At 46.7% G+C, this 25,344-nt stretch carries 25 protein-coding genes, 1 tRNA gene and 1 pseudogene; 14 read left to right on the top strand and 13 right to left on the bottom strand.

Translation table 11 applies throughout. From position 1 onward, the window contains the following. Positions 1 to 8 precede the first annotated feature (8 nt). The 3 genes from LKI20_RS04730 to LKI20_RS04740 all read right to left on the bottom strand — a co-directional run bounded on the left by LKI20_RS04730 (position 9) and on the right by LKI20_RS04740 (position 2,154). Positions 9 to 1,367, bottom strand: coding sequence for an alpha-amylase family protein (locus LKI20_RS04730; protein WP_434734938.1), 1,359 nt, complete (start codon positions 1,365 to 1,367; stop codon positions 9 to 11). A 309-nt stretch (positions 1,368 to 1,676) separates the two neighbouring features. Continuing rightward, positions 1,677 to 1,752, bottom strand: a tRNA-His gene (locus tag LKI20_RS04735). Between the two features lie 231 nt (positions 1,753 to 1,983). Next, entirely contained in the window at positions 1,984 to 2,154 is a 171-nt protein-coding gene (locus LKI20_RS04740; RefSeq protein ID WP_291770539.1) for a hypothetical protein, read from the bottom strand. 40 nt (positions 2,155 to 2,194) lie between these two features. Here LKI20_RS04740 and LKI20_RS04745 point away from each other — a divergent pair, with 40 nt between their 5' ends. Then, entirely contained in the window at positions 2,195 to 2,560 is a 366-nt protein-coding gene (locus LKI20_RS04745) for a hypothetical protein (protein ID WP_291770544.1), read from the top strand. Between the two features lie 269 nt (positions 2,561 to 2,829). On the opposite strand, the gene LKI20_RS04750 is transcribed toward LKI20_RS04745, so the two are convergent. The 3 genes and pseudogenes from LKI20_RS04750 to LKI20_RS04760 form a co-directional block, all read right to left on the bottom strand. After that, on the bottom strand, positions 2,830 to 3,345 hold the full coding sequence (locus LKI20_RS04750) for a YbaK/EbsC family protein (protein WP_291770560.1): 516 nt from the start codon (positions 3,343 to 3,345) through the stop codon (positions 2,830 to 2,832). Between the two features lie 266 nt (positions 3,346 to 3,611). Beyond that, positions 3,612 to 4,814 carry a DUF308 domain-containing protein gene (locus LKI20_RS04755; protein WP_291770566.1) on the bottom strand — a complete coding sequence of 401 codons (1,203 nt, stop codon included), beginning with the start codon at positions 4,812 to 4,814 and terminating at the stop codon, positions 3,612 to 3,614. 319 nt (positions 4,815 to 5,133) lie between these two features. Further along, a pseudogene (locus tag LKI20_RS04760) lies at positions 5,134 to 5,304 on the bottom strand (MepB family protein); the annotation flags it as partial. Between the two features lie 365 nt (positions 5,305 to 5,669). Here LKI20_RS04760 and LKI20_RS04765 point away from each other — a divergent pair. After that, positions 5,670 to 6,416 (top strand): hypothetical protein, encoded by a 747-nt coding sequence (locus tag LKI20_RS04765; RefSeq protein ID WP_291770573.1) that lies wholly within the window; start codon positions 5,670 to 5,672, stop codon positions 6,414 to 6,416. A 329-nt stretch (positions 6,417 to 6,745) separates the two neighbouring features. On the opposite strand, the gene LKI20_RS04770 is transcribed toward LKI20_RS04765, so the two are convergent. Beyond that, positions 6,746 to 7,237, bottom strand: coding sequence for a hypothetical protein (locus LKI20_RS04770; protein ID WP_291770581.1), 492 nt, complete (start codon positions 7,235 to 7,237; stop codon positions 6,746 to 6,748). 302 nt (positions 7,238 to 7,539) lie between these two features. On the opposite strand from LKI20_RS04770, the gene LKI20_RS04775 reads away from it, so the two are divergent. Continuing rightward, positions 7,540 to 8,010 (top strand): GNAT family N-acetyltransferase, encoded by a 471-nt coding sequence (locus LKI20_RS04775; RefSeq protein WP_291770589.1) that lies wholly within the window; start codon positions 7,540 to 7,542, stop codon positions 8,008 to 8,010. Between the two features lie 482 nt (positions 8,011 to 8,492). Here LKI20_RS04775 and LKI20_RS04780 read toward each other — a convergent pair whose 3' ends face one another. Together LKI20_RS04780 and LKI20_RS04785 are read right to left on the bottom strand one after the other, a co-directional pair. After that, positions 8,493 to 9,107: an SOS response-associated peptidase gene (locus LKI20_RS04780; RefSeq protein ID WP_291770610.1), complete on the bottom strand. Its 615-nt coding sequence runs from the start codon at positions 9,105 to 9,107 to the stop codon at positions 8,493 to 8,495. Between the two features lie 550 nt (positions 9,108 to 9,657). Further along, positions 9,658 to 10,617, bottom strand: coding sequence for a DUF805 domain-containing protein (locus tag LKI20_RS04785; RefSeq protein WP_291770618.1), 960 nt, complete (start codon positions 10,615 to 10,617; stop codon positions 9,658 to 9,660). A gap of 135 nt (positions 10,618 to 10,752) precedes the next feature. Between LKI20_RS04785 and LKI20_RS04790 the strand changes: the two genes are divergently transcribed. The 7 genes from LKI20_RS04790 (at position 10,753) to LKI20_RS04820 (ending at position 18,146) form a co-directional block, all read left to right on the top strand. After that, the gene (locus tag LKI20_RS04790; RefSeq protein ID WP_291770622.1) at positions 10,753 to 11,619 is read left to right on the top strand and encodes a TMEM175 family protein; all 867 of its coding nucleotides are present in this window, start codon (positions 10,753 to 10,755) and stop codon (positions 11,617 to 11,619) included. Between the two features lie 89 nt (positions 11,620 to 11,708). Then, positions 11,709 to 12,713, top strand: coding sequence for a glycosyltransferase family 2 protein (locus LKI20_RS04795; protein ID WP_291770623.1), 1,005 nt, complete (start codon positions 11,709 to 11,711; stop codon positions 12,711 to 12,713). 312 nt (positions 12,714 to 13,025) lie between these two features. Then, positions 13,026 to 14,009: a ketopantoate reductase family protein gene (locus LKI20_RS04800; RefSeq protein ID WP_291770624.1), complete on the top strand. Its 984-nt coding sequence runs from the start codon at positions 13,026 to 13,028 to the stop codon at positions 14,007 to 14,009. A 119-nt stretch (positions 14,010 to 14,128) separates the two neighbouring features. After that, positions 14,129 to 15,190 carry an L-lactate dehydrogenase gene (locus LKI20_RS04805; RefSeq protein WP_291770625.1) on the top strand — a complete coding sequence of 354 codons (1,062 nt, stop codon included), beginning with the start codon at positions 14,129 to 14,131 and terminating at the stop codon, positions 15,188 to 15,190. A gap of 251 nt (positions 15,191 to 15,441) precedes the next feature. Then, complete coding sequence (locus tag LKI20_RS04810; RefSeq protein ID WP_291770633.1) at positions 15,442 to 16,254, top strand: MetQ/NlpA family ABC transporter substrate-binding protein; 813 nt, start codon at positions 15,442 to 15,444, stop codon at positions 16,252 to 16,254. 189 nt (positions 16,255 to 16,443) lie between these two features. After that, entirely contained in the window at positions 16,444 to 17,469 is a 1,026-nt protein-coding gene (locus LKI20_RS04815) for a methionine ABC transporter ATP-binding protein (RefSeq protein WP_291770641.1), read from the top strand. Continuing rightward, the gene (locus tag LKI20_RS04820) at positions 17,466 to 18,146 is read left to right on the top strand and encodes a methionine ABC transporter permease (protein ID WP_291770650.1); all 681 of its coding nucleotides are present in this window, start codon (positions 17,466 to 17,468) and stop codon (positions 18,144 to 18,146) included. The genes LKI20_RS04815 and LKI20_RS04820 overlap by 4 nt, the downstream gene beginning before the upstream one ends. Positions 18,147 to 18,165: 19 nt before the next feature. On the opposite strand, the gene LKI20_RS04825 is transcribed toward LKI20_RS04820, so the two are convergent. Beyond that, positions 18,166 to 18,729 carry a DNA-deoxyinosine glycosylase gene (locus LKI20_RS04825; RefSeq protein ID WP_291770660.1) on the bottom strand — a complete coding sequence of 188 codons (564 nt, stop codon included), beginning with the start codon at positions 18,727 to 18,729 and terminating at the stop codon, positions 18,166 to 18,168. A 160-nt stretch (positions 18,730 to 18,889) separates the two neighbouring features. Beyond that, positions 18,890 to 20,404 carry an ATP-binding protein gene (locus LKI20_RS04830; RefSeq protein ID WP_291770670.1) on the bottom strand — a complete coding sequence of 505 codons (1,515 nt, stop codon included), beginning with the start codon at positions 20,402 to 20,404 and terminating at the stop codon, positions 18,890 to 18,892. 90 nt (positions 20,405 to 20,494) lie between these two features. Here LKI20_RS04830 and LKI20_RS04835 point away from each other — a divergent pair, with 90 nt between their 5' ends. Further along, the gene (locus LKI20_RS04835) at positions 20,495 to 21,496 is read left to right on the top strand and encodes a YihY/virulence factor BrkB family protein (RefSeq protein ID WP_291770680.1); all 1,002 of its coding nucleotides are present in this window, start codon (positions 20,495 to 20,497) and stop codon (positions 21,494 to 21,496) included. Positions 21,497 to 21,562: 66 nt separating this feature from the next. Continuing rightward, positions 21,563 to 21,970, top strand: coding sequence for a DUF488 domain-containing protein (locus LKI20_RS04840; RefSeq protein WP_434734939.1), 408 nt, complete (start codon positions 21,563 to 21,565; stop codon positions 21,968 to 21,970). Positions 21,971 to 22,093: 123 nt separating this feature from the next. On the opposite strand, the gene LKI20_RS04845 is transcribed toward LKI20_RS04840, so the two are convergent. Further along, positions 22,094 to 22,774 (bottom strand): ArsR/SmtB family transcription factor, encoded by a 681-nt coding sequence (locus tag LKI20_RS04845; protein WP_291770711.1) that lies wholly within the window; start codon positions 22,772 to 22,774, stop codon positions 22,094 to 22,096. Positions 22,775 to 22,875: 101 nt separating this feature from the next. Here LKI20_RS04845 and LKI20_RS04850 point away from each other — a divergent pair, with 101 nt between their 5' ends. Beyond that, positions 22,876 to 23,550, top strand: a complete 675-nt coding sequence (locus tag LKI20_RS04850) for a flavin reductase family protein (RefSeq protein ID WP_291770726.1) — start codon at positions 22,876 to 22,878, stop codon at positions 23,548 to 23,550. Positions 23,551 to 23,641: 91 nt separating this feature from the next. On the opposite strand, the gene LKI20_RS04855 is transcribed toward LKI20_RS04850, so the two are convergent. Continuing rightward, positions 23,642 to 24,118 carry a hypothetical protein gene (locus LKI20_RS04855; RefSeq protein WP_291770739.1) on the bottom strand — a complete coding sequence of 159 codons (477 nt, stop codon included), beginning with the start codon at positions 24,116 to 24,118 and terminating at the stop codon, positions 23,642 to 23,644. 219 nt (positions 24,119 to 24,337) lie between these two features. Between LKI20_RS04855 and LKI20_RS04860 the strand changes: the two genes are divergently transcribed. Then, entirely contained in the window at positions 24,338 to 25,336 is a 999-nt protein-coding gene (locus tag LKI20_RS04860) for an SDR family oxidoreductase (RefSeq protein ID WP_291770753.1), read from the top strand. Positions 25,337 to 25,344 lie beyond the last annotated feature (8 nt).

A 25,344-nucleotide genomic window follows, 5' to 3' on the forward strand; every position in this document is an offset into this window, starting at 1 on the left:
ACTGTGAATTATCCAACACTATGACGAGAATCGTACAACTGGCTGCCATCGGCGGCTTGAACCGTCGCATAGGGTTCAGGATCAAGGTGGAGTTGAGTCAATATCCATTTATCGCCCGTATCGTTATACGAGCGATAGCTGAAGCTACGGTTTTCTAGATGTTCACTAATGGTTCGTGCATGTTCGAGCCAAGGATGCTGATGTCGTAAGGCGATTAATGCACGGTGAGTCTCAAACATGCGTCGAGCTTTTGTATCGAGAATTTCTGGTTGTTGCGGGAATGATGGCCGAATGGCATCATCACCGCCAAGACGCTCTTCTTTGATTCCTGTCATGCCATATTCGTCGCCATAGTAAATGCTTGGTATACCGCCAACGGTCATCAGGACGGTAAGTGCAAGAATTGCGCCTGGGATTGCTATGCGGCTGGCAATACGAGTAACATCGTGATTCCCGATGAATGTCTGCGGTACGAAACTGTCGAGGAAGGTATTATGGCGTTTCAAATTCCAATCAAGTTCAAAGAAATTACCTTCAGCAATGCTTGACCAGATCGATTTCCATAATTCATATTGGGTTACTGAATCTACGGTGGAATCAAGCACAAATTTCGAATAATCCCCGTGAATGACCTCACCAAAGATCCAAGTATCTGGATGTTGTTGACGCACAGAGGGAAGAGTTCGAGCCCAGAATTCTGAATCTACTGAGTATGCAGCATCTAGCCGCCATCCATTTGCGCCGCGATCTAGCCAATAATTCATAATCCCTGCAACATAAGCGACAGTTTCGGGGGAGTGGTGATCGAGTTCAACAAGACTCTTGTGTCCCTCAAATACTGGCAGTCTAGCGGTTGCATCTTCTGCAGATGAAACTTCATGGTGGTGAGAGGAATGGTCTGCAGGTATTAAGGAAACTAGACCATTCCAGGTTGAGTTTGAATCTCCTGCTAACGCGGCTGCCACTGCCGGATGGTTTCTGCCAACATGGTTAAAAACTCCATCAAGGATGATTTGCAAGCCTTGATCTCTACATGCCTCTACTAGTTTGTCGAAGGAAGCGTCTCCACCAAGTCGATCATCAATATGTTTGAAATCTGTGGTGTCATAGCCGTGAGTTTCGGATTGAAAGATTGGGCCTAACAGGAGACCTGTGAAACCTAGTTCTTTGACTCGCCCCAACCATGGAATCAGTGCATCAAGACCTCTGTCGCAGCGGCGTTGTAACGGTGAATCCGGTCGTATGTTGGCACCAACAAATCCTAGAGGATATACATGCCACCACACTGCATTCGAGGTCCAATCTGGATTATGAAGCGCATGGTGAACGCTAGCTTCTGAAGGTTGACAGTCGGTATCTGAATTCATAGTGTCTGGTGGATTATTTGTGTCAGTTTGTTGGTACTCAGACATTGAAAGATCCCCCTATCAAGTGATTGACTACGTGCGTTCAACTGTAGTGGGTGGTGTCAATGAATCGGTATATCTAAGAGTTAACGTCTTTACCAGTTAATGTATCTGCGAACAAGCGTTGCAAGAGCTGAAGGTGTTGCCTATCAAAAGATCCGGCAATACACAGATGCATTTGGGCTACATGTGGACTACATTTTCGCTGTAATTTGATGTTCTCAACTAATAGAAAAGGCTTACAGCCATTGAGACTGTAAGCCTTTCGAGTGGGGTGGCTAACGCGGCTCGAACGCGCGACCTTCTGAACCACAATCAGATGCTCTACCGACTGAGCTATAGCCACCATACGTGTGTGTTTCGGCATGCCGAAACACACAACAGATGAATACTATACACGATTGGCGTACTTGCCACGCCGATAGGTAACAGATACAGAACGCTACCTTAATCCCAGTGCTTCTCGACATAGACACTCGTAGTTCATTGCCACGTTTAGGGCAGGAATACTTCCTACGTCAATAGGACGGTCGCGCATCAGAATGATAGCAAGTACTGCGCGGAGTAATTGTGGTGCTCAAGCGCCTTGACGAATTACTGCTGGCAAGGAAGCGGGTGTCTTATCAGGTGTTCCTTCACGATGGTGTGCTGTATCTGATGGTTTATAGATATACAGAGATAGGAGCATCGGCAATAACGGGTACAGATATCTCATCTGAAAGCCTTGTAGAGCTAAGGTTTTTGCCATTTCTGATGGTTGATTCCATGTGAGAAACAAGGAGAGAGATATGAGTGTGGCCGTGCCCACAGCAGCAAAGCAACAAGTGAAATACAACATTCTTTTTTCACCAAATCAATCAGGATTCACATTCCGGAGGGTTATCGTCAAAACAAATCCCACGAGTATTAGCGACGCGATAATGATCTGTGTATCTTTGCTGATATTGAATAGGATAATAAAATCATTCGCCAGTAAACGAAATATTGTCTGGATGGGCCTTGCCAGCAGCAATCCCTTATTGTGTGCATATATCTCAGGTTTTGGTGTGAAAGCAAAAACGTTCTGCCACCATATAACGATAACGCTCGAGATTACGATAGTTGAGGAGAGAAAAAATGCTGCACTGAGGGCGTGCGAGTTGAATAACAATTAGAGGGTATGGGAATAAACCATCAGACAGAACAACCTATTAACGAATAGTCTCTGAGGGGTCAGAATTACTCTAGTTGTTGAGCTCTTGTTTGATTATGCTAAGTTTTGTTGCTGTGGTGCGGTATTAGTCTTGGGACACCACGAAAATCATTCGGACAGTTCGGTTTATTCGGATATCACAGCCTTAAAAGTAATGTGGCTCTAGGTCGTTTGTTGCAGCACCTGGTGCTTGAAACAGTGCGCGGGCAGCAAACAACTGACACGAGCAACTCAGTCCTTGGAATAAGTCAGATATGAGGGCTGAATAGCTTTTGCGATTGTGGGAACATCTTCTGCTTTTACCAGAGCAGAAACGTGATTCGATCCGATATGAAACGCTGTGTTTCCAACGATTTTGCTCACTCTGGAATCCAATACTAGCTGCACTTTGCGCACGCGTTCATTACTGTCTAGTAGATCGAATAAGGTGACCTGACCTTTGGACTCTCCAAAAACGGTGCCAAAAGTGTTTAAGGATGCGAAGCTTAAACGTTTCGAAGCGATTTGCTTAGCTACATCCTTAAGATCGACTCTGCCCATGCCAGGTGCAACTAGCAGATAACAATTGCCATCACTACTGCTGAGCAGTAAGTTTTTCACCGTACTGTTGACTGTGATGCCAAGGTCTATCAGCACGCCGGATTCCATCGCTTCTTGAATCGAAGTGATAGGCGCGTGCTGCTGAATTCTGTATGCAAGATTGAGTGAGCTCAATAAATCCTCAACTGCTTTGCTGGATACTGACATATTCCTCCAAAATTTGTATAGGGTAATAAACCTTAATCAGGGATAAGGCATATATATTAGTGGACTGTGGATACGGGATGCTGCAGTTAAATATGAAAGATCATAAGATATCATTTTGGCAAATAGTACGAGATATCTTCGTTGATTGTTTTTTAACTGCGGTGGTCCGTGTGCCGCACAAGTGACGGGGCTTGCTGTGTTGACGGCGAGCCCCAGAATCAGGTTTACCAATCGGAGTTACCTCTGGTTTCCAATCGCTATGAAAACTACTGTCGCCCAAGTTTTTGGGCTATACCCCCATGATGTGAGCACATACCTCGATAGTTTGGCGCGCCTGGCGCAGAGGCTGATCTAGTTCCATCTTTGCAGACTGCTATTAGTGAACCGCTGCCGGATTGTTGCTGTTGTTGCTGCTGTTGCTGGGCTTTCTGCGCGGCTGCGGCATCGGCAGCCGCTTTCTGCTGTGCGGCCTTCTGTGCAGCAGCTTGCTGTTCTGCGACTTTCTGAGCTTCTGCTGCTTTCTGTTCGGCAGCTTTTTGCGCTGCTGCAGCGTCATTCTGCTTTTTCTGTTCAACGCTTGCATTCACCGCGTCCATTGTTTGCTGAAGGGGAGTGACCGCGTCTATATAGCTTTGGGGATCATCTGAGCTGACGGCGTTTGCGGTGTTGATTGCTTCTGTTAAAGCGGTGCGGGTTTGTGAGTCGGCGACATTGTTATTCGACGAGGTAAGTAATGTGTTGGCATCGTTGATTGCGCTTGCCAGTGTGGTCTTCGCGTCTGTTAGCTTTGCTGCATTCTCATCAGCCTTTTTCTGTGCTTCCGCAGACCTAGATGCAGATGCTGAAGCTGAAGCTGCTGCAGCTTCAGCTGATTGAGAAGCTTCTTCATCGCTGATCTTTGAGGTGGAATGGCTCTCTGCTGATGTGGTTTCTGGGGTATTGACTGCTCCGGCGATGAATGAAACTAGAGAGAGCACAATAGATAAGATTGCAGCCAGTATATTCTTCCGATTTTTTCTTATCGCTATAAGCAGCAGTCCCGCGATGCCTAGGAAGAATGCTATGAAACCGGCCAAAGCTCCCAATGCTGCGGCAGGTGTAAATGAGAATACCAACCCAATTATTCCTAAGATACAGGCAGCGATTATTAGCTTTGACCATGGGAGTTGTGAAGCAGCCGGCGGATTTGAAGGTGCGTAGGGTGGAACATTCGGCGGCAGTACTGCTGTTTGAGCAGGGACTGGTTGAATTTGCTGAGTGACGGGAAATTGTGTAGTCGCAGTGTTGCCGATTTGTTGAGAATCGTCCGGCTTCGTATCAAATATATTCGCACTGCCTCGGGTGTCGCTTGATGTCACTGCTGCATGAGGTAGGGTGCTGTTGCTCGATGTGGTGCGTATTGCTGCATCTGTGTCAATCATTCGACGGTTATTGTGCTTATCGTCATTTTTCCGAAACTGCCAACTCATAATTTCCCCTTGCTTAAACCCCTCAGATGGCATCAATGCCCGAAAAAATAGTAACCCTAGCTATATAAATAGTGTGAATTCTAAAAAGTTTGAGCATATGTATTAAGGCAAGATTGTTGAATAATCCAGCAAATCACAAAGCGGAGTAAAGAAAAAGGTGATGCGATTATTACAAAAACAGCGAGAAAGATTGTAAAGCCACTAGTTTCGTATTTACTGGTGCTTGACTATTAGGTCTACGTATATATCCCTTCATAGTGTTGGTTATGCTTTCCCTATCCGTCAATCATAGAGTTTTAGAGTTGTAACGTCTTTGAACTCATCCAAGCTCTTGGAATGCGCGAGCCTGTTTGCGTTGAGTGTTGATAGCTCCAGTATTCAGCCCCATACACCAGCTCGGGTAGACGCGGAATCCACGTTTTCCTGGGTGTATTCCAGTGGTGATTCCGAGTTCTTCGAGATGTTCTTTAGTAAAACGAAACAATCCGTGTTGGTCCTTTGAAACAGCCGAAGGGTTTGCTCACATCAGCGAGGATATATTGCAACAGGAGTAGTGAGAGGGCTGTCACCTTAGCATTTTCTCAGCATCTATTTGACAAACTGATCGAAGAGTTTGGCTATATATGCTTTCGCGCTGTTGCCGACGTTGATTATGAAAATATTACAGCTAAGTATCAAAGCCACTAGTTGCGTGAGATACGTACTAGCGTTGAAAAATTGGCCAGTCGTCAAGCTTCACATTGATCACATCTATATGATGAGAAGAGTATATAAGAATCGATGCGATAATCGAATGCTCACTCATCGGCTGAAGCTTCCACGCCTGAGGATCATCTCGAATAGTGCAAGCAGCCAATGAAGACAGCGGCGGCGGAATGGGGACAGCATATATGTCGAACAATGATAAGAATCATTCGCAGCGTTGCAACAATAGGCATATCCGATGCAATGATTGCGGCAATGTCAGCATGCTCGACTGACAAATCAACAGCACAGATATCGACACAGCAATCCTATGCGTCAACTTCGGTCAGCGGTGATGATGAACGTTCTCCCGCTCCATCACCGTCAATCAATACTCCATCACATAATTCTTCATCAAGCAACGCTGCTACAACGAATTCCACAAGTGCACAGGAATATTTGGGTAGCTACAGTCAATTATTTGCCGATCCTATACTGGCACAATGCATGGCTGAAATAATGGATCAACATGTCGACGACCAACTTACTCGCAAAGCAGCGGAGGACCTCACTGGCATAGGAGGTATTGGCGTATCTAACGGATCCGGTCTACCTGACACAGAACACCCAGATTGCGGGATAAAGCTGAAGAATCTCACCAGCCTATCGGGTATCGAACACTTCTCTAACATCCAGACCATCTCACTCGATGGATTAACACATTTGAGTGATCTGAGACCAATCAGAGGGCTTAATCGTCTGATGAGTGTCAGGCTCCTAGACACGGCCGTCACTGACTACTCTCAGCTGGATTCACCGACAAGAATTTTCAATCTCGACGTATACATCAGCAGTGACATGCCTGCACCTACCATTGAGCAGCAACGAGCTTGGCGTATCAACATCATCAATCAATAATTCGATTGACGATCAGCAATCCCAAGCTGTCTCCCAATGACACTCTGTGCATGGCTTGGCATAGATAATAGAATCGTACAAGCCTACGTTGCTTGTAATTGGTCTGAGACAACCTCACCAAGGTAATGTAGGGCAGCTAGGAAATGTCTGGGATTCACACGCAACAATTAGCCTCTGAGTGGAGTAGTCGTGAAGTAGGTCATGCTGCTGGGAGTCAGCTTTAGCTGTGTCTCATCACAGAAATGGTTGTTGTATTGCAGCCGTAATTTGTTGTTCCAAGCTAGATGCGTGATAGCTACAAGGCCTGGTTGGTGTTTGAAACTGGCGGTTTAATGAGTGATTACGCATTTTTCTCGATATTGGGATGCAATCGAGCGATATTGTTGTGCTCGTTGTGGTGAGCGACCTTTCCAAACAAGCCACCACAAGAATTCTGCATCTAATTTGTCATTACAGCCTGCTGTCATATTGGGGCGATGAGAGCCTCGATATTTCCACCATCGGGAAACGGCTCTGCATAAGCACGTAATACGATTTACATCAAGAATAAGAATCACATCAGCTTCTTGAAGACGTCTGACGAACGCTATATTGGGATAGTTTCCTTCTATTACCCACGAAGAATGATGATCAAGAAAGTCGTTGACGATGATGGTGCATTCTTCATCGCTGCGCTCAACCCACTCGGGGAGCCAATGAACTGTATCTAAATGGAGTACCGGTAATGATTTCTGAGCAGCCAGCTGTGTTGCAAGTGTAGATTTTCCTGAACCGCTATATCCTAAAATTGCTATGCGCGTGATGTTCGTTGGAACACTCATATCGATACCCATCAGTTTTGCACAATACTTATTTGCGTCGAAGGCGTTTGCATATAAGAGATATCACAGCCGCAATCACAGCCAGTGCGGCGAAGCTGAGCGACCTTGTGCTAGAGAAATGAAAGATTGCAGGGCCAAGCGCAGATAGCAAGAGGCTGATTAGAGCAATAACGAACAACAAACCTTCAATGCCGGAGAGCCAGATGTTTTTCTGCATGGTGTTATTGTCTCACCTATTGACAGTCAGACATGAACTTGCCAACGGAGTCACAAGTGCCAAAATGTGATGATATTCTGCCACTATGAAAGAAATAGAGGAAAAGGATTTACTGGAATTCAGACAAATAGATCAGACAAATTTTAAGCAGGTCCTTGAACTCAAGCGTCCTGAATCTGAAGATTTCGTTGCACCGGTTGTGTACTCATTAGCTGAAGCGTGGTTGTACCGCGACGAACAGATTATTAACCCATTCGCTGTGTATGCAGGTGAGAAACTCATTGCCTTTGTTATGACTAGTGAAGAACCGCATGGAGGAGTGCTGGATATTTGGAGAATCCTCATACCTGAGCAATACACCGGAAAAGGTTATGGGACCTTAATACTGCAACGGATAATCCGCGAAGCAGAGCAGAAATCATACGATTCGATTCAATTGTCGTATGTTCCTGGCAACGCTATGGCAGAACATGTGTATCGCAAGGTCGGATTCCAAGCCACAGGGGTTGTGGATGACGGCGAAATTGTTATGCGTCTCAAGTGCAAGGAACACTGACTCCAAGGAGTCGTGGAATGTGTTGAGAATGTTGCGTTGAATTTGAATAGGGCATGACTCAGCATTATCTAGTTGATGGGGATGCCTAATACCAGATTCTCCCAGGACTTGGCAGTTGTAGATGGTCATACTTTAGGTAGGTAAAACCGTGTGCCTTGAGCAGTGCTTTTGCTAAAGCTATTTTAAGTTGCAAAGGTTGAATACCATCGACGCCAATACTTGGTTGAGATCACCAATGTTGTCTCCATTTCAAAAAGGGGCCCGAGCCTCAGTCTCTTAGTTTTTTGCGAAGTAGCAGTTTGAGCGTGAACATGGAGGATTTTCCTTCATCCTCCATGTTCTTTCAAGTGTCCTTTGACCCTAACTCACGTACATAGCATGAGAACAATGAGTATCACGTAATATCCCTCCCATTTCTCATTTCACGTCATACTTTGGGCTTCTTGGGCTGTATCAATTGCCGCCCGTCGCCCCTAAGAGCCTCAACGGTCCATGAAAGCAAAGCGGAAGATTGAATTGCACCTTCTTTGGCAGTCACCGGAATAATGTGTTGACCATCTGTTTGTCGGTTTAACCCATTCATCTCGGAGCTCGTCAGCAATAAGCACAGGCATTCTGTTGTGCACCGTGGCAGCATTGCCCGTAGATTCCCGCGTAAGTATTGTCGCTGTTAACATCCAAGGATCACCTCGTTGAGCACGCCACCAGGTATAAAGTCCGCCAAGTGACAGCGGTTTACCATCTGGATTAGAGAAATAATGCGGTTTCTGGTGTGCATCCCACTCGTAGCATCCGCAAGCGGGAATAATACAACGTTGCGTTCGAGCCGATAGTGCATAGCTTCGCTTCTGGAAAACGCTCTCAACTCGAGCGTTGTGCGTTGGGTAATCGAGTCTCGCAGTGGCCGACCAGGAGGGGATTAAATTCCAATATGCCGCAGCTGCATGCCTCACACCATCTCTACCATCGAGCACGGTAGTAATCCTAGCTGTAGGTGCGATATTCCATGAAGGTGCAGGGATGTCTCCATCAGCAACCGCAGAATAATATTCTACGAGCTCATCAATAGGGATATCGTTAGCAAAGCGCCCGCACATGATTCAATCTTATAGCCGATGGATTGTAGTGCTTGTAATGAAAAGCTCTTGCTTCTCATGCTTTAATGCGTCACAAAAAACCTAGGAAAGACGCGACGACCACGATCGCTGCTGCGACCACAGCTAAAATGACAACAACCAAGTCCAAGCGTTCGCGACGCTTACGTTTTTTCTCAAAAACGGGACACACCTCACCGTGGGGGTGTGCCTCAACTTTGCAATCCTGGTCGTATTGGCACATGAGGCTCAGTATAGTTGTCACACATTGCTGCACATGTGCTTATCCCATGGGCAGATACAGATGCTGAGTAGATACTCAAAAACAGAGAATTCAGTTCGACATAACCTGTTAGGAAGACCTTAGATACTGACTATGCATCATACAGTGTGCACAGCTGAAGAGCATTACCATTGTGCATTTCTATGATGTTTAGCAATCACAATATTTTCTATAGAAAACAACGCTGTCTATACATACAACTGTGCGCAGTCGATATGTTTAACATCGACTGCGCACAGCAAGAATCAGCAAAATCGCTGACGTGATTGGTTATTGACGTGGACCTTCATAAGGCGGGTTAAACTGCTGCCCTGATTGACCACTTTGATCGTTGGGATCTTGTGGAGGCTGACTGTATGGTTGCGTTGGATCTGAGGGCTGTCCATACGGTTGTTCTGGGGCAGCGGGCTGTTCATAAGGTTGTGCCGAAGCTTGGTTGTTTGGATCGTATCCGCTCGGTGCTGACGTACCTTGAGTATACGAAGGATTCTGTGGGTAGTAGGGGTGTTGCTGCTGACCATATTGCTGTGGTGCTGTTTGCGGTACGTATGGCTGTCCGCTTTGATCCTGTTGTTGATATGGCTGTTGTTGCATCGGCTGAACGCCCATAGGGTTCATGGTATTAGGAGCCATGGGGTTAGATGCAGCTCTGCGATCAAAACGTGCACCTTCAGGATTCGATGCCATGCACATCAGCACTACCAAAGTGACATATCCAGCAATGATGAGGAGTATCGCAAACAGTAGAGCTACGATTCCGGTTCCTGCGGCCTGAGCAGCTGAGCTGCTGCCACCAAGAGAAGCAAAGCCAAAGAAGATACTTCCTATGCCTCCAACGAAGGCGAGGATGATGCCAACGAACATCAGTCCGTAGGGGAGTAACAACATAATGCCTGGCTTGTTCGAGTCATGTAGACGGCGTACTGCTACTGCAAGGCCAGGGATAAACACAGCTATTCCCCATGCTGTTGAGAGAAATTCGATGAAACCATTCTGATTAGTGAGTCCTGAGACGAATGAGAACGCGATACTCACGAGCACTAAGAACAGCTGAGCCCACCAATACTCACTTTTTGAAGCTCTTCCAGAGAACACGACATATTTCTTGAAGAAGCGTTCGATTGCTTTTCCAAAAGTAATGCCATACCAAGGTAAGTCGATAGGAGGTTCGAATGTTTGCGGTGGTGCAGCGGGTGCGTAAGGCATTCCCGGCATTTGTGGTTGTGACATGCTTCTCTCTCCTTGTTTCGAAAACAGTCTCTCTAATTCTACTGCCCATTAGCAAAGCATGCACTGAGCGCACTAGAACTTTCATGCTTCGTCTGAATCAAATATCCAGTATGTGCGTCGTACCATACTGAAGGTATGAAGAAGTTCAAGGAGAGGTTCGACGTTTTCAGCGACGCTGTATTCGCAATCATTTTGACCATCATGGTCTTGGAAGTTCCTGTCGAAGTTGTCAATGGAACGATTGATTACACCCAATTAGCTCAAAATATTGGTGTGTATGTGGTGAGCTTCTGTTTTGTTGCTGACTGTTGGTATAAGCATGCATTGATTTTTAACGAGGTAGATGAGGTTTCACATCGCATTATTATCAGAGATTTTCTATTAGTATTAGCAGTTTCATTAATCCCGGCGTTTACTAAGTTGATGATTTCTGATATTACTCAGACCACAGTGATGATGTGTGGTGTCGCATATCTGGTGGTCACGGTGATGGAGATCGTTATCGCCAGATCCATACTGCCTGCGAAATACAGTGATCCTGAACGCATGAAGGGCGTGTATACCTATATTTTCGGTAAAACGAATATTGGCAGCATTACCATGATTATTATTTTCATTATTGTGGCATATTTCAGTCCTATTGCAGGTTTAGTGCTGTTTATTATTGTTCCTGTGCGCTCCTTTATGTCGAACGCATCAAAACAGCAGAATTTAGCGGACATCTCGGAACTTGATGCAATTGGTGTGAGTAGCTTCATGAAGCTATCTGAAAAAGATCGCAGAAAGTTTCTCAACTATCTTCGACGTTACATTCATGAGGCACGCAGAAGCGATAATAATGCCGAAGCAAAAAAGAATGCTTGGCATCACTTCGTTAGGGAAGTGCAGCAGGCATTTGGTATCAGCGAGCAGCAAGTTTCCGAATGGTTTCAGGATGCTTCTGTGCTTAGAAAACGTTCCCGCGATGACATCGAGAAGGTGCGAGAGCACAATTTGAGTTAGCGTTGACTCACTGTGTGGCTGAGAAGATAGTCAATAGATTTGGCCAGTTTCATGGTTAAGAAGACAAGATTGGCGGTTGAATGGTGAGTATGGATATGAATGCTAACGATGCTCCTTTGGTGAGCATCATCGTGCCTGTATATAACGTTGAGGAATTCCTCGAGGTGAGTATACGCAAGGCTTTGACTCAGACTTACCAGAATATTGAGCTCATTTTGGTTGACGATGAATCCGGAGATAGTAGTCCACAAATATGTGACTATTGGGCGCAACATGATCATCGGGTGCGAGTGATTCACCAGTCCAACGGTGGGGTTTCTGCTGCTCGAAATGCAGGATTGCAATCTGCTAAGGGCGAGTACATCTATTTCATGGACCCTGATGATGAAATTGAAACTCATCTTGTGGAACGCTGCTTAACTGCGATGGATAACGCTGGCGCTGATTTAGTGATGTTCCAATTCGATACGATTGGAGAATCCGGTCAAGAGCTTGAATCGTCATACAAACACAACGACTATGATGAATCGCAATTATTAACGCCGCAGGAAGCTATTAAGCAACAGATTCAATCCGAAATCAATGGTTATTTTTGGGCTTTCCTAGCTCCCAGATCAACATACACTAAGCAGAATTTCTCGTTCCCTGTTGGCCGCAAGATTGAAGATATGGCTCGAATTTGTAACATTATTGGGGAGTCCCAACACATCCTGCGTATCCCGGATGTGCTCTATCACTACAGACTGCGTAGTGGATCTGCGATGGGTGTGATTTCCACTTCGAATATGAGTGATTGGTTCCAGGCTGCAGAAGATCGCGAAGATTATATTCGCGATAGATATCCGGAATTAAAGGCCTTTGTTGCTCTTCAGACGCTTAACGTCTTGGGAAATACTGATTTTGAAAGCATACGGCAAAATATTGTCTATGGACTGAACATTGATCCTGATTCGCGAGCGAAGTTCAAAAAACGCTTGCAGAACTTTCTCGATGACTTGGAGGGCACGGATTTATCTGAGAAGGTCAAATTGCTGGTGGATTTCTTCAAAAGTGATAAATCATCCACAGCATCGAGCTCTGCAAACGAGTCCTAAAGACTGTCACGTTATATTGAATAGTTATAACTCGTTGAAAGTTGGGGCTTGTGTGGTGAATAAGGACAGCAGTGCCGCAACATTGGTGAATCCGTGAACTGCGTAACTTTCCGGGTGCTTATTTGCTGATTAGCTCATCCTGTTCATCTATTCATGGAGCAATAGAGAGTGACATGAGAGATTTCATTCGGCGTGTCGTTATGCAGCTTTGAATTGAGGCCAGAGTAAACCGGCTCTAAACTGCTGGTGGTCGACCCTCAGCCGGCCATAACAGCAGTATGGACGGCAATACAGATGTGTGGAAGGGCAACAATGAAATATGCGGTAATCGGGGCAGGCGGTATGGGAGTCCAATACGGCGTCCTGTTGCAAGAATTCGCAGGTAAAGAAGTCGACTTCATTGATACTTGGGAAGACAACGTTGAAAAAATCCGTGAGCAAGGTGGAGTCTATGTGTCACAGGATGAGAAAGATCGACATCTTGCCCCAATCCATATTTATTACCCTGAGGAATACACCGGAGATCCCGACGTGTGGATTGTATTTCTCAAACAGATGCAGCTTGATGGTGTGCTCAAGCGTTGTGCTGCTTTATTTCACAGTCATCAGTATGTATTCTCTGCGATGAATGGCTATGGACATTTTGAGAAGTTGGCTCAGTATTTTAATCCATCCCATATTTTTGGTGGCACTGCACTTATCGGTGCTGAGGTATATGGCCCGGGGGATATGAACTTCACTGGTGGAGCGAGTGCAAAAGCCATGAATATGTGTGCCTACGACGAATCTGTGAATGATGACGCCATTAATAACGTGGAACACACTATTTTTGAAGATTTCACTGCAGCAACATTGAACCCCACCATAGTAAGTAATTTCATGGGTATGTGTATGGCAAAAATTGTTTTCAACTCTGTGCTAAACACGCTCTGCACGATGTATCAAATCCGTTTTGGTGAGTTTATGAAACATCCAGGGGCTCGATGGATGACTGAACAACTGGTCGATGAAGCTTATACGGCTGCGGAAAAGGCCGGTTTGACTTTGCTGGGCACACGCGAATCGGAAGTTGATACGATCTGCCACACAGCAGGGGTTGCACATCCTTTGCACTATCCCTCGATGTATCAAGATCTTACAAAAGGGCGGCCCACTGAAGTGGATTACATTAATGGGTATATTGCTGAGATAGGGCGTGCACACGGTTATGAATGCCGTTTACATGAGTTTGTGACGCAAGAATTGCATTTAGCAGAATTAGCGTTTGCTATTCATCATCCTGAATTTGCTCACTAATAGCCGCTTCAGCTTCACACAAGCGAAGATGACTGATCGGTGCTGTGAGGTGATGAATCCACACACTATGACATGAAGTAACAACCGTGAAGTAAGAACGTAAGAAATGAAGGGGAGTTATGTCTGAACCAGCACCGTTTGAACCAGCATGGTCTGAGCCGGCACCGTCATATTCACCGCTGTCTGTAGGTATTATCGGACTCGGACATGTTGGTCCACACGTGGCTAACAGTCTGATTCTCCAAGGTATCGCCGATGAATTGTTGTTGTGCGATACCAACGAGGATAAGCTTGCTGCAGAGGTACAAGATCTCAATGATTCCACGGTCTTTGCTCCACATCGTGTGGTGGTGCACAATTGCCATGCTGAGTACGAGCGCCTTGCTGGGTGCGACGTCATAGTCAATTCTTCCGGTCAGGTAACGCTTTCAGCAATCAGCCGCACAGGAGAACTATTCAAAGCTATCGATGATGTGCGTTCATACGTAGGACGTATTGCAGCTGCGGGGTTCACAGGGTTCTGGGTTAATGTTTCTAATCCATGTGATGTGGTCACCCGTGAAATTCAACGACTTTCAGGACTGCCTGCAAGTCATGTTATGGGCACAGGAACAGTTCTCGACTCTGCGCGCCTGAGAACAGTTATTTCTCTACGTACTGGTCTTGCGCCAGAATCAATTCAGGCATACATGATTGGTGAGCATGGCAATACCCAGATAGCTGCCTGGTCCTCAATTAGCATTGCAGGAACATTACTCAGCAGTCTCAGCAAACACGAAACATATAATCTAGATGCCGCGGAAGTTGAATCTAAGGCTCGAGAAGGTGGGTACGTTTCATACCATGGCAAAAAGTGCACCGAGTATGCCATTGGCAATGCAGCTACACGTATTGTTAGGGCGATTGTTCACAATGAACATGTGGTGCTGTCTGCTTCAGTACAGCTCAACGGTGAATATGGGCAGCAAGGTTTGTACATTTCAGTTCCATGTGTGATCAGTGCACAAGGAGCTGGCGACATTTTCGAATTGAGTTTGACGGATGTTGAGCGCAAGGGTTTTGAGGCTTCATGCGATGTTGTGAGAAGCAATTACGCGAAGCTTGCTCCTATGTCTGTCGAAGCTGCCAGAACGCTTCCTATTGACATACCACGTCATCAAGGGGACGACCGATTCGAATAAGTCGATTCGCACAGTGTGCAATCACGGTGTGATTGAACAAGGCGATTGAACGGTGTGATTGAACAAGGCGAATTACCGCAGAGTTTTTAGTCGCACAGACATTGGGTATTAATTCAATTTAAGAGAGCTTATAAGTTTTACCGTGAGGCGCGCCCTGTTCTTCGTGTCGGAGCTTTACTAGCATGGCACTCGTTATTGAATTTGGACTGCTTGAGAACACAGTTGAATTTTGGTTGAGAAAGAGAGAGACCATGAAGAAGAAGTTATTGGCAGGAGCGCTCGCGATTATTGCATCCTTGAGCCTGGTGGGGTGTGGTAGTAGTTCTTCCGCGGAGAAGCATGATTATGTAGTCGGTGTAGCTAGCGACCAGCAGAAGGAAATTTGGGAGTATGTCGGTGATCAGGTTAAGAAAGAAGGCATAACTATTGATGTGAAACTCTTCTCTGGCTACACCGAAGAAAACCCTGCTTTAGTGGATGGCAGCTTGGATTTGAACAGCTTCCAGCACGTTGCATATTTAAATAACTTCAATAAAGAAAACAACGCTGATCTAGTACCGATTGGATACACGTTGATCTCTCCCTTTGGACTGTATTCCAACATAATCAAGGATTACAAAGATCTCAAGGATGGTGACACTGTAGCTATTCCGAACGATGTGACCAATGGGGGACGTGCATTACAACTTCTAGATGCAATTGGTGTTATCAAATTGAAGTCAGATGCTCCTGATTCTCCGACTACTAAAGATATTGAAAGCTACGTGAAGAAGATCACTATCAAGGAATTGCAGGCAGATCAGATAGCCGCTGCGCTTCCTGATGTGACCGCAGCGACCATTAATACCAACTATGTGACCGATCAGCTACACACCACTCCGAAGGATTCAGCAATCTACATTGACACCGACCATATTGACTCGGTAAATGATATCTATAGAAACGTTATTGTGGCGCGTAAAGCTGACAAAGACAAGGCTGATTTCAAGAAGATTGTTAAGGCATACCAAACGGATGCTGTGGCGAAACTTATTGAAAAGACCAACGATATCCCAGCTTGGTGATCGGTGATTAATGGTTGGTGGTTGATGGCTAGCCAGCGCCAACAGATAAATGACCAAAAGGGGAGTCCGGTGACCGGCCTCCCCTTTTGGCAGGATTATCACTACCTTAGTAACAGTAAAGACTGAAACGCGTTAACCGTGCAGCAGACGATGACAGATTGACGTGGATTTGTAGCGAGTGAGGTGGAAGTGATAGAGCTTAATGACATTCTGGTCTCCTTCGAGCAGAAGAAGCACCCAGTAGTTGCTGTCAATCATGTCTCTTTGAGTGTGCCGAAAGCTTCGATTTACGGCATCGTGGGTTTTTCCGGCGCAGGCAAATCGACTCTAGTGCGCGTGATCAACTTGCTGCAACGGCCGAATGAGGGTTCTGTCACGGTAGACGGTGTCGATTTGTTGAGCTTGTCTCCGCGAAAGTTGCGCGAGGCGCGTAAGAATATCGGCATGATTTTCCAGCACTTCAATTTGATGGAGTCGCGCACGGTCTTCGACAACGTAGCCTTCGCTCTCAAAGGTAGTGGTCTGGATAAGCAAGCACGTCGCAACAAGATTGAGCATCTGCTTGATCTGGTCGGAATCTTAGGCAAGCAGGACTCATACCCTCATCAGTTGTCTGGGGGGCAGAAGCAGCGTGTCGCCATTGCTCGAGCTTTGGCCAATGACCCGAAAATATTGCTCTGTGACGAAGCAACAAGTGCCCTAGACCCGAAAACGACTCTTGCTGTACTGAAATTGCTTAAAGAAATTAACAAGCGTCTCGATATTACGATTGTGCTTATTACCCATGAGATGCAAGTTGTCAAAGAAATTTGTGACACAGTTGCGGTTATGGATCGTGGCCGAATTATTGAGCGCGGTGGCGTGGCTGAGATTTTCAGTAACCCCAAAGAGACCTTGACAGCAGACTTCATACGTACTGCTACTCATATTGAACAGGCTGAGCAGACCATTTTGGAATATGCGAAAGGCCAAGACATTTTTGAACTGAAATTCTCGGGTGAACGGGCTTCCGAACCGGTGATAGTGGAATTGTATAAACAATTTGGTCTGACCACTAATGTTCTTTATGGCAGTGTCGAATACTTGCAGAACACTCCGCTAGGAACGATGCTGGTGAGTTTTGATAGCAGCGACCGAATCACTGAGGTCAAAGAATTCCTGCGGGGCGAGGGTATCTCGATGCAGCAGGTGAACGCAGGGGAGCGTGAATCATGATCGAACGTTTACTGCCAAATGCGAGCCAGATGGGTGACGATTTTATACAGGCCACGATAGAAAGCCTGCAGATGATTGTGTCTGCCATGATTATCGCCGGTGTGCTCGGTTTATTGTTAGGAATTGTGCTGCTAGTGACCGGAGAGCATGGCCTGCGTCCTAACAAGGTCATTTACTGGACTCTGGATCAGATTGTCAATATCGGTCGTTCCATACCGTTTATCATCCTATTGGCGATTATTATGCCATTCACGCGTTTTGTTGTTGGAACCAGCATTGGAACCACAGCGGTGACGGTACCAATTGTGGTAGGTACCATCCCATTCTTTGCTCGTCAGGTGCAGAATGCTCTGCTTGAAGTTGATCCAGGTGTTGTTGAAGCTGCTAAAGCGATGGGAACCAGCGATTTCGGTATTGTGTACAGGGTGTACCTGCGTGAAGGGTTGGTCTCGCTAATCAGGTCTGCAAGCTTTACCATCATTAATCTCATCGGTTTGACTGCCATGGCAGGAATAGTAGGTGGTGGTGGTCTCGGTGCCACTGCGCTACAGCAGGGATATCAACGTGGACAGACCGATGTCACTTTTGCATCGATGGTATTGATACTTATTATTGTGTTCATTACGCAAATTATCGGCAATATCGCGGCGCGAATTGCTTCACACGGAAGAGGCTGATTACTCGCAGAGCCCTGATTCACAAACTGTATTTACGAATAATGCGATAGGCCTCAATTAATTCAGGTAAATGCATACTAGCGTTTGCTGAACTAGTTGATGGCAAAGCTCTCATTGAAACGTGAAGTCCTGAACTCTCAAGGTTTGGTTGTGAATACTTGCTAAATAATGCAGCGGCTTTCTTTCCTGTGGTGAAAATATAGGAGATAGATGACTGGGTGAGTAGTGGTACTAGATTTGTGGGTTCAGGATTACGGATGGTGGCATCGCTAGCACCGTTGATATCGCAAGATTCCAATACATCCCATAGTGCTATGTGATGTTGTAAGAGGAATACCGCACGAGACTCAATACTCCCAGTCGTCAAGTTCAGAGCTTCGTTTGCTCTTTCCGATTCAGGGGATGAATCAGGGTATTGCACATAGAGTGCTTGCAGAACATGCCAAAAACGATTCCTTGGGTGCATGTAATAAAATCCTGCACTCCTAGACTTAGGGCTGGGCATAGATCCAAGCAGCAAAACGCGCGAATGGGCATCCCAAACTGGACCAAATCCATGTTCTACATGTTCTAGCTCGCTCAAAGCGCTCCTTTTTTAGTATATTGCCTCTCCAAATTCGTTTGTGTAGGGATTTTCATGAAGAGCTGATGTATTACTTTTTTGAAGTTGTTGGAATTCCGCCATTTCCCAAGTCAATTATTGTCTCTATACTTTCAAATCCCTACACAAACGTTGTGGGTTCTCAACGCAGCAGACGATATTGCTTCTGTGGCCGTGGTTGCTCGTTGATTGACTCTACAAGACCCTTGTTGAGAAGAGCTCGAAGACCTGTCGCTACAGCAATCGGTGATAGATGCAGCTCGAGCATAATGTCTCTGACACTAGCTGATGGTCGTTCTTCCAGTAGTTTGACAATCCGTTGTGCATAATTCTTATCAGTCATGTCGTCAAAGGCTCGGCGATGATTTATTGTCAATTTGAAGCTGTCAATGGTGTGCTCAATATCCGCCGGCTCCATGCCTTGTATGCGCAGAGCTGCCTCAATTTGTTGGTAACCAGAACCGCCATTTTCAATGACATACCCACCGTCTGGATATGGTGTTGCCTCAAGTATGGCGACGAGAAATTGATTCCTGGTCGAAGGCGATATGGGATTCACCAAAGTGTTATGCGTGACCGTGCCGTATAAACCACCCGGATTAATGACCTCAATTCTGTTGGTAAATACATTGACCCGCACTTGTGTCCCGCGGGCATGTGGCGAGTAATCTCTATGCATCAGTGCATTGGCAATCGCTTCCCGAAGCACTGACCTCGGATAATCAGGAGGGTGTGTTCCTTCCGAGCTAGAGTCAGTACCTGTTGGGCCAGCTGTCCATGTCATCAAGGATTCAACAGCATCATCAATCATCACGGGGATTGGACCAGTGATACTTTCTGCGGCTACTAGGTGTCCTCCCTGAGCAAATACTTCCGCTCGACTAGTGCCTGGAAAAACAGCAATCGTCACATTAAGTCTTGGATAAAACTGTTGCGGATATCTGCCAAGAGCAAGCAAAGCTCCCAGCGTTGGTCGTAGCTGCGAGAAAGTGGGGTCTATATCTTCATCATCGTGTTCGTCCGCACTGTCAAGTGCCAAAATTCTCAATTCGCGAAGCATCTCACTATCGCCGTGCCCTTTGAATACATTAGGGTGAGCCTCACGTTGTCGTTCCAACAACCCATGTACTAATGCAGGGTTCAAGTCGTCAATGGTTGCATCTTGAACCATTTCTGCGTCATAGGCAGGTTGGGCATGCTCTTCCATGAGTCTTTCGACTTCATATCCGGTCATTCTACGGTCGCCGTCTCCGGTTCGGATGAATGATCCGCTGTATGCTCCGAGAGTGGTGACGAAGCAAGGTTTGTCACGTGGAAGCATTTCGTCAATTTGAGCGAATACCAAATTGCTGCCCTCAAATGGGCATGTCATAATCGTCGGTCTCACCACTGGTGTCATTTTTTCGCAAGCCTGGCTTAAGGCTTCCTGCATAGAACGAGCGTTAAAGCCTTCAACTGGTGTGAAACCAGCTTTTTCGGAGAGACCTAAAATGATATATCCACCAGAGCCATTCGAAAATGCTGACAAGGTATCAGTGATGCTACTCGAGAGTTTGCGTTTGCTCTCTTTAACTTCGCACAGTTGCGTATCGTTGCCGATAATGCGCATAAGCTCAATTAGCTCAGTCATTTTTGCGGTGTAATCATCGTCATGCATCGTGCTCCACCTCTCTGCGCCTGAGACCAGACTAACGCAAATACGCCGATAGCAAGGAGTTCAGCTATTGTCTGCCATAGAGTTGGGAGCATGGGATTAATACGAGAGAAGATAGAAAGAGCTATCGATTGGTGGAAACACTCTCTGCTGGGTCGTGTACTAGAACGATATGGCAACCACAATGGCTCGATTCTTGCGGGTGGTTTAGCTTTCGGGCTGTTGTTTGCCTTCTTTGCTGGGATATGGACACTGTTCAGTGCTTTCGGACTATTTTTCTCTAACAACACAGCCTTTCGTGACACTCTCATTGAAGCTTTGGGACGAATTGTTCCTGGACTGATAAGTAGCTCAGGCAGTGGCATCATTTCGCAATCGACGTTGAATGGTATTGCAACAACCTTCACCATCACCGGTGTGATTACTTTTGTGACCTTCTTTTGGAAAATCATTTCATGGCTGGGATCCTTGCGCAGCGCTGTGCAAACGGTGGTGGAAAAACAAGACGAGGATGTGAATGCAGTCAAATCCAAAGGTTTGGATGCTGCAGCGGTACTGCTGGTGGCCGTATTATTCGTGTTAACTGGTGTTGCCACAGGTATCTCGGGTGGAGCCATGCGAATGATCCTCAACGTTCTTGGCATTTCCAGTGATTTCTGGGGGTTTTCAGCCTTGATTGATGTGGCTGGTCTAGCTGTGACTTTTGTACTGAATGTGTGCTTACTGTTGGTGCTTCTCATTATGGTGTCGCAGATTCATGCACGAAGGCCCGTCATTATCACCTCTGTGGTTGGCGCAATTGCCTTGTCTATTATTCAGATGTTAGGGGCGCGACTGATTACTGGTGCTTCATCGAACCCTTTACTGGCACCGTTTGCGGCGATTATTGGCGTGCTGTTGTGGTTTAACTTGATTGCTCAGGTGTTGATGTATGCCGCGGCACTTCTTGGCGAATTGCTGCTTACCGTGGATGCCAAGACTACCTCAACGATAGATAGGTCTGGCGGTATTCAGATTGCAGACAGAGGAGGCGATACTGCTCATGGACCGTCCGCTGAATCAGTAGCGATAGCATCAGGTAAAGCAGACGTCTAGGAGGAGATTGATATTACCGATACAACACGGGCGGAAATAAGTAAGGCAGGTTTCAGTATGGCAGGTATGAATATATCATCACGTTCATTACGTTCATCACAGAATCATTCGATACTCCGTATCAAACGTGTATATGAACAAGCAGATGAATCCGATGGGTACAGAGTTTTGGTGGATAGGCTTTGGCCACGAGGCATTTCCAAGCAGCGCGCTGCCCTGGATGAGTGGATGAAACAGATTGCTCCAAGCCCCGATTTGCGTAAGTGGTGGAATCACGATCCAGAGCGAATGGATGAGTTTTCTCAACGCTACTGTGCTGAACTTGATAATAATCCAGCTGTGGAAGATCTTAGTGACATGGTGAAACACCATCCTACCGTTACGCTGATTTATGCAGCGAAAGACACCAACATTAATCATGCCGCAGTGTTACGAGACTATATACTCGATCACCTTGCTAGTGAGAGTTACTAATCTAGCGGAAAGCACCGCTTCAATAGCATAGGCAAAGCTGTTGTGTCCTGATTTGGCAATCGATAGCACAGGTACTGACGCTGTATGTCAGCATTTACTCTGCTTACTCCTACCGTGCACTATTTACTGCTTGCTGGTGGGATTCACAATCTGGAGATTTAGCTCGTCCGCAAACCATTGTGTCCCTTTTTCAGTGACGTGCAATGCCCGCTTGGGAGTAGCCTTCACTATCAGTTGATGGTCTAACAGATACGAGAGTAGTGCACTTCCGGCACTTCCACCAATATGAAAATGCCGCTCCGTCCAGTCCAGACAAGCTTTGATTCTTGGAGCTGTGCGTGACTCGGGAAGTGCGATGCCCTTATGCGCAAACCAGTGCAGACCATCATCCGTCAAGCGGATGGAGCCATCCTCAATATTGATGAGATGTTGTCCTTGCATTGACTGCGCGATGTCAACCCCAAGATGACCGGCAATGTGGTTGTAGCAGCTGCGTGCATAGCGCAACCTTTGATCGGCACGGACCTGTCGATATCCAATGGGCTTTTCTTGACGTGGCTCCACCATGGAACCGAGAAATTCGATGACTTTTGCGGTGCGTTCATCCGAAAGCTGCACGTATTGATGTCTGCCCTGCCGTATGCGCGAGATGATTTGAGCATCCTCCAAACGCATAAGGCATGAACTCATCGCTTGAGGACTGGTTTGGGTGTGACGTGCCAGTTCTCCAGCGGTCCAAGCGCAACCATCCATCAGGGCCACACAGACTTTGGCTCTTGTGGCGTCGGCTAGTACTGATGCCATTTGACTGATATCGCTGCCTGTATCCAATCCACACATGGTAGCTATGCTAGCGCGGCTTCACTTCCATGGTGATGGAACTATTTTGGTGTAACAATCCTGCTATGACCAAACAAGCAAGTCTTTCCGTAGATACATCAGCCGCCAATATTTCAAGCGCAGTACCGGATTTCGCGCATATCGACATCACGCCGGGAATGCTGTATTACGGCAGCACAGTCGTTTTGCTGAGCAGCCTCAATCCAGACGGTTCTACAAATATTGCTCCTATGAGCAGTACTTGGGCCCTTGGCAACACTATTGTTCTCGGCATGGGGATTGGAAGCCGCACGGCTGAGAACCTGATGCAGCGTGGCGAAGCGGTGCTGAATCTGGCTGGACCTGAACTCTGGGAGCAGGTAGAGCGTCTCGGTGACATGACAGGAGGAGAGCGTTCTCAACAGCAACATGGACATGGCAGCATACCCACACGGGATAAATTCATCGCTGTTGGACTGACTCCTGAGCCTGCGGCAATGGTCTCGTGTGATCGCGTCGCAGAGTGCAAACTTCAAATTGAGGTAAAAGTGAAACATTGTGAACCGGACGCAGACAACGGTTTCGTGATTGCCCAGACACAGGTGCTGCGCGTGCATGCCGATCCCGCAATCGTCGTCCAGGGGACTTCGCACGTTGATCCACGTGTATGGAAACCTTTAATCTATAACTTCCGGCACTACCACACCTTGGCGGCTCAAGTAGGGGAGAGTGGCATCACTGAAACGCCTACCCAAATTTAGTATCAGCAGATTTTGTGCACTGGGTAGGTTGCGAAACAGATAATATAGCGAACAACATGGTGAGCATGGGCTGGAACCCCTATGCAATATCTTATTGCGTTGTTGTGGATGCCTCTCGTTGCGATATCTTATACTTGATATCCAATACCATGATTAGAAAACTGGTGGCGCAAGCGACGAGTAACAGAATGCTCCAATGCACATTGGTGTGAATGCTGAGGAATATGGTTCCCAAGCCACCCAGAGGCAGAGGAATGATACTTCCCGCGAAAAGCATGGCTGATGTGAAGCTGCGAAGAAACTTTCGCCGCGGATTACGATGCTTGGAATGCCAGAGCGACAGTCCGGTTATTATGGCCAAGCAGATCAACATCAGCATGGGGAAGATTATTCTTTCACTTCTCACCATCAAGGAAAGTGACGTGATGAGTCCTGCAAGTGCCAAACCCATAGCTACATAAAACCAGCGTGGGGTCAGATCATAGAGTGAAGAGTCGTGCTTGCCGTCATCGACGTTGTTCGTCGTCGGTGAGGGCGATTGTACTTTTGGATTTTCGAAACTGCTCATGAATTCGATTTTCCCTTTGTCAGACTTGTCATTCCCGTGGTCCTCTGTGTCGGATGTGTATGCGTCGAATATTCACACAGCTGATGTCTTTCTGTCCAAACTAGCACTTGGTATTTCGGTGTTGAGGAAGGGTTTCGTGACCTTGGTATCTCGGTCCATGTAATCCCTCCAGTTACTGGATTTGCCTTCTAGTGCGCTAGAAGCTTTATCGTGGGTCGAATGAATGATACAAACTCAGAAAATATGGCTCAGAACAGCACTGTTATAGATAACGCTGTTGTAGATAACGCACTCGTAAACAAAATCGTGCCAAATAACAAAGTTGCAGACAGTGCTGTACCGAAAGTCGCCGGCATCAGCAACCGAGTATGGGTGATTACCGGAGCCTCATCAGGATTCGGCCTTGCACTGACTCGAGCGGCTCTTAACGCAGGGGAACGGGTGCTTGGCACCGGAAGAGATATGTCAAAATTTGCTGATTTGCAAGAATCCTTTGGTAATTGCTTCATTGCAGTACAGCATGATGTGCGTGATACGGATGCCGTCCATAAGGTAATCGACAGAGCTGTAGCTGATTTCGGGCGTATTGATGTACTGGTCAATAATGCGGGAGTGGGGCAAGTGGGAACGGCGGAGGAGGTTACCGACGCCCAATTGAAAGATATGCTCGCCCAGCATTTGTTTGGACCAGCTGCGTTAGTGAGAGCAGCACTGCCGTATATGCGTAAAGCGGGCTCCGGTTCTATTGTGCAGATGAGCAGTCAGGGAGGTCGAGGGTCATTTCCTGCTGTTGGGAGCTATTCTGCTGGGAAATTTGCCTTGGAAGGGTGGTCAGAGGCGCTCGCTGCTGAAGTAAAAGTTTTTGGCATCAAGGTGCTGATCGTCGAGCCCAGTAGATTCCGCACTGAATTTAACAGCAGTGATGTATTGCTCAAAGCCGACGAAAATGCTGAATATGACTCAGTGGTGGCTGATATCCGTGCTGATATGTTGGGTTCTGACGGCAAACAAGAGGGGGATCCTGACCGTGCGGCAACAGTGATTCGTCGTGTGATTAATGATCAAGATGCTCCGCTGAGATTGCCGCTCGGGGCAGAGGCTGTGCGAAACCTGAAGCGCATATACGGCGACAACCTTGCTTCGGCCGAACGATGGGCAGAGCTTTCACAGTCGGCGGATTTCCCGGGCATCGCGCCCTCAAGCCGGCCGGGCAGATAGGGGATAAC

Origin of the sequence: Bifidobacterium sp. (assembly GCF_022647885.1) — a bacterium.
Lineage (GTDB): Bacteria > Actinomycetota > Actinomycetes > Actinomycetales > Bifidobacteriaceae > Bombiscardovia.

Excerpts from the sequence above, each read along its gene's own strand:
- LKI20_RS04830 (WP_291770670.1), bottom strand. The coding sequence starts at position 20,404 with ATGCATGACGATGATTACACCGCAAAAATGACTGAGCTAATTGAGCTT.
- LKI20_RS04730 (WP_434734938.1), bottom strand. The coding sequence starts at position 1,367 with ATGAATTCAGATACCGACTGTCAACCTTCAGAAGCTAGCGTTCACCAT.
- LKI20_RS04835 (WP_291770680.1), top strand. The coding sequence starts at position 20,495 with ATGGGATTAATACGAGAGAAGATAGAAAGAGCTATCGATTGGTGGAAA.
- LKI20_RS04785 (WP_291770618.1), bottom strand. The coding sequence starts at position 10,617 with ATGTCACAACCACAAATGCCGGGAATGCCTTACGCACCCGCTGCACCA.
- LKI20_RS04860 (WP_291770753.1), top strand. The coding sequence starts at position 24,338 with ATGAATGATACAAACTCAGAAAATATGGCTCAGAACAGCACTGTTATA.
- LKI20_RS04750 (WP_291770560.1), bottom strand. The coding sequence starts at position 3,345 with ATGTCAGTATCCAGCAAAGCAGTTGAGGATTTATTGAGCTCACTCAAT.
- LKI20_RS04810 (WP_291770633.1), top strand. The coding sequence starts at position 15,442 with ATGAAGAAGAAGTTATTGGCAGGAGCGCTCGCGATTATTGCATCCTTG.
- LKI20_RS04765 (WP_291770573.1), top strand. The coding sequence starts at position 5,670 with ATGAAGACAGCGGCGGCGGAATGGGGACAGCATATATGTCGAACAATG.
- LKI20_RS04755 (WP_291770566.1), bottom strand. The coding sequence starts at position 4,814 with ATGAGTTGGCAGTTTCGGAAAAATGACGATAAGCACAATAACCGTCGA.
- LKI20_RS04775 (WP_291770589.1), top strand. The coding sequence starts at position 7,540 with ATGAAAGAAATAGAGGAAAAGGATTTACTGGAATTCAGACAAATAGAT.
- LKI20_RS04780 (WP_291770610.1), bottom strand. The coding sequence starts at position 9,107 with ATGTGCGGGCGCTTTGCTAACGATATCCCTATTGATGAGCTCGTAGAA.
- LKI20_RS04850 (WP_291770726.1), top strand. The coding sequence starts at position 22,876 with ATGACCAAACAAGCAAGTCTTTCCGTAGATACATCAGCCGCCAATATT.
- LKI20_RS04795 (WP_291770623.1), top strand. The coding sequence starts at position 11,709 with ATGGATATGAATGCTAACGATGCTCCTTTGGTGAGCATCATCGTGCCT.
- LKI20_RS04805 (WP_291770625.1), top strand. The coding sequence starts at position 14,129 with ATGTCTGAACCAGCACCGTTTGAACCAGCATGGTCTGAGCCGGCACCG.
- LKI20_RS04740 (WP_291770539.1), bottom strand. The coding sequence starts at position 2,154 with ATGGCAAAAACCTTAGCTCTACAAGGCTTTCAGATGAGATATCTGTAC.
- LKI20_RS04820 (WP_291770650.1), top strand. The coding sequence starts at position 17,466 with ATGATCGAACGTTTACTGCCAAATGCGAGCCAGATGGGTGACGATTTT.
- LKI20_RS04800 (WP_291770624.1), top strand. The coding sequence starts at position 13,026 with ATGAAATATGCGGTAATCGGGGCAGGCGGTATGGGAGTCCAATACGGC.
- LKI20_RS04790 (WP_291770622.1), top strand. The coding sequence starts at position 10,753 with ATGAAGAAGTTCAAGGAGAGGTTCGACGTTTTCAGCGACGCTGTATTC.
- LKI20_RS04845 (WP_291770711.1), bottom strand. The coding sequence starts at position 22,774 with ATGGCATCAGTACTAGCCGACGCCACAAGAGCCAAAGTCTGTGTGGCC.
- LKI20_RS04855 (WP_291770739.1), bottom strand. The coding sequence starts at position 24,118 with ATGAGCAGTTTCGAAAATCCAAAAGTACAATCGCCCTCACCGACGACG.
- LKI20_RS04745 (WP_291770544.1), top strand. The coding sequence starts at position 2,195 with ATGAGTGTGGCCGTGCCCACAGCAGCAAAGCAACAAGTGAAATACAAC.
- LKI20_RS04770 (WP_291770581.1), bottom strand. The coding sequence starts at position 7,237 with ATGAGTGTTCCAACGAACATCACGCGCATAGCAATTTTAGGATATAGC.
- LKI20_RS04840 (WP_434734939.1), top strand. The coding sequence starts at position 21,563 with ATGAATATATCATCACGTTCATTACGTTCATCACAGAATCATTCGATA.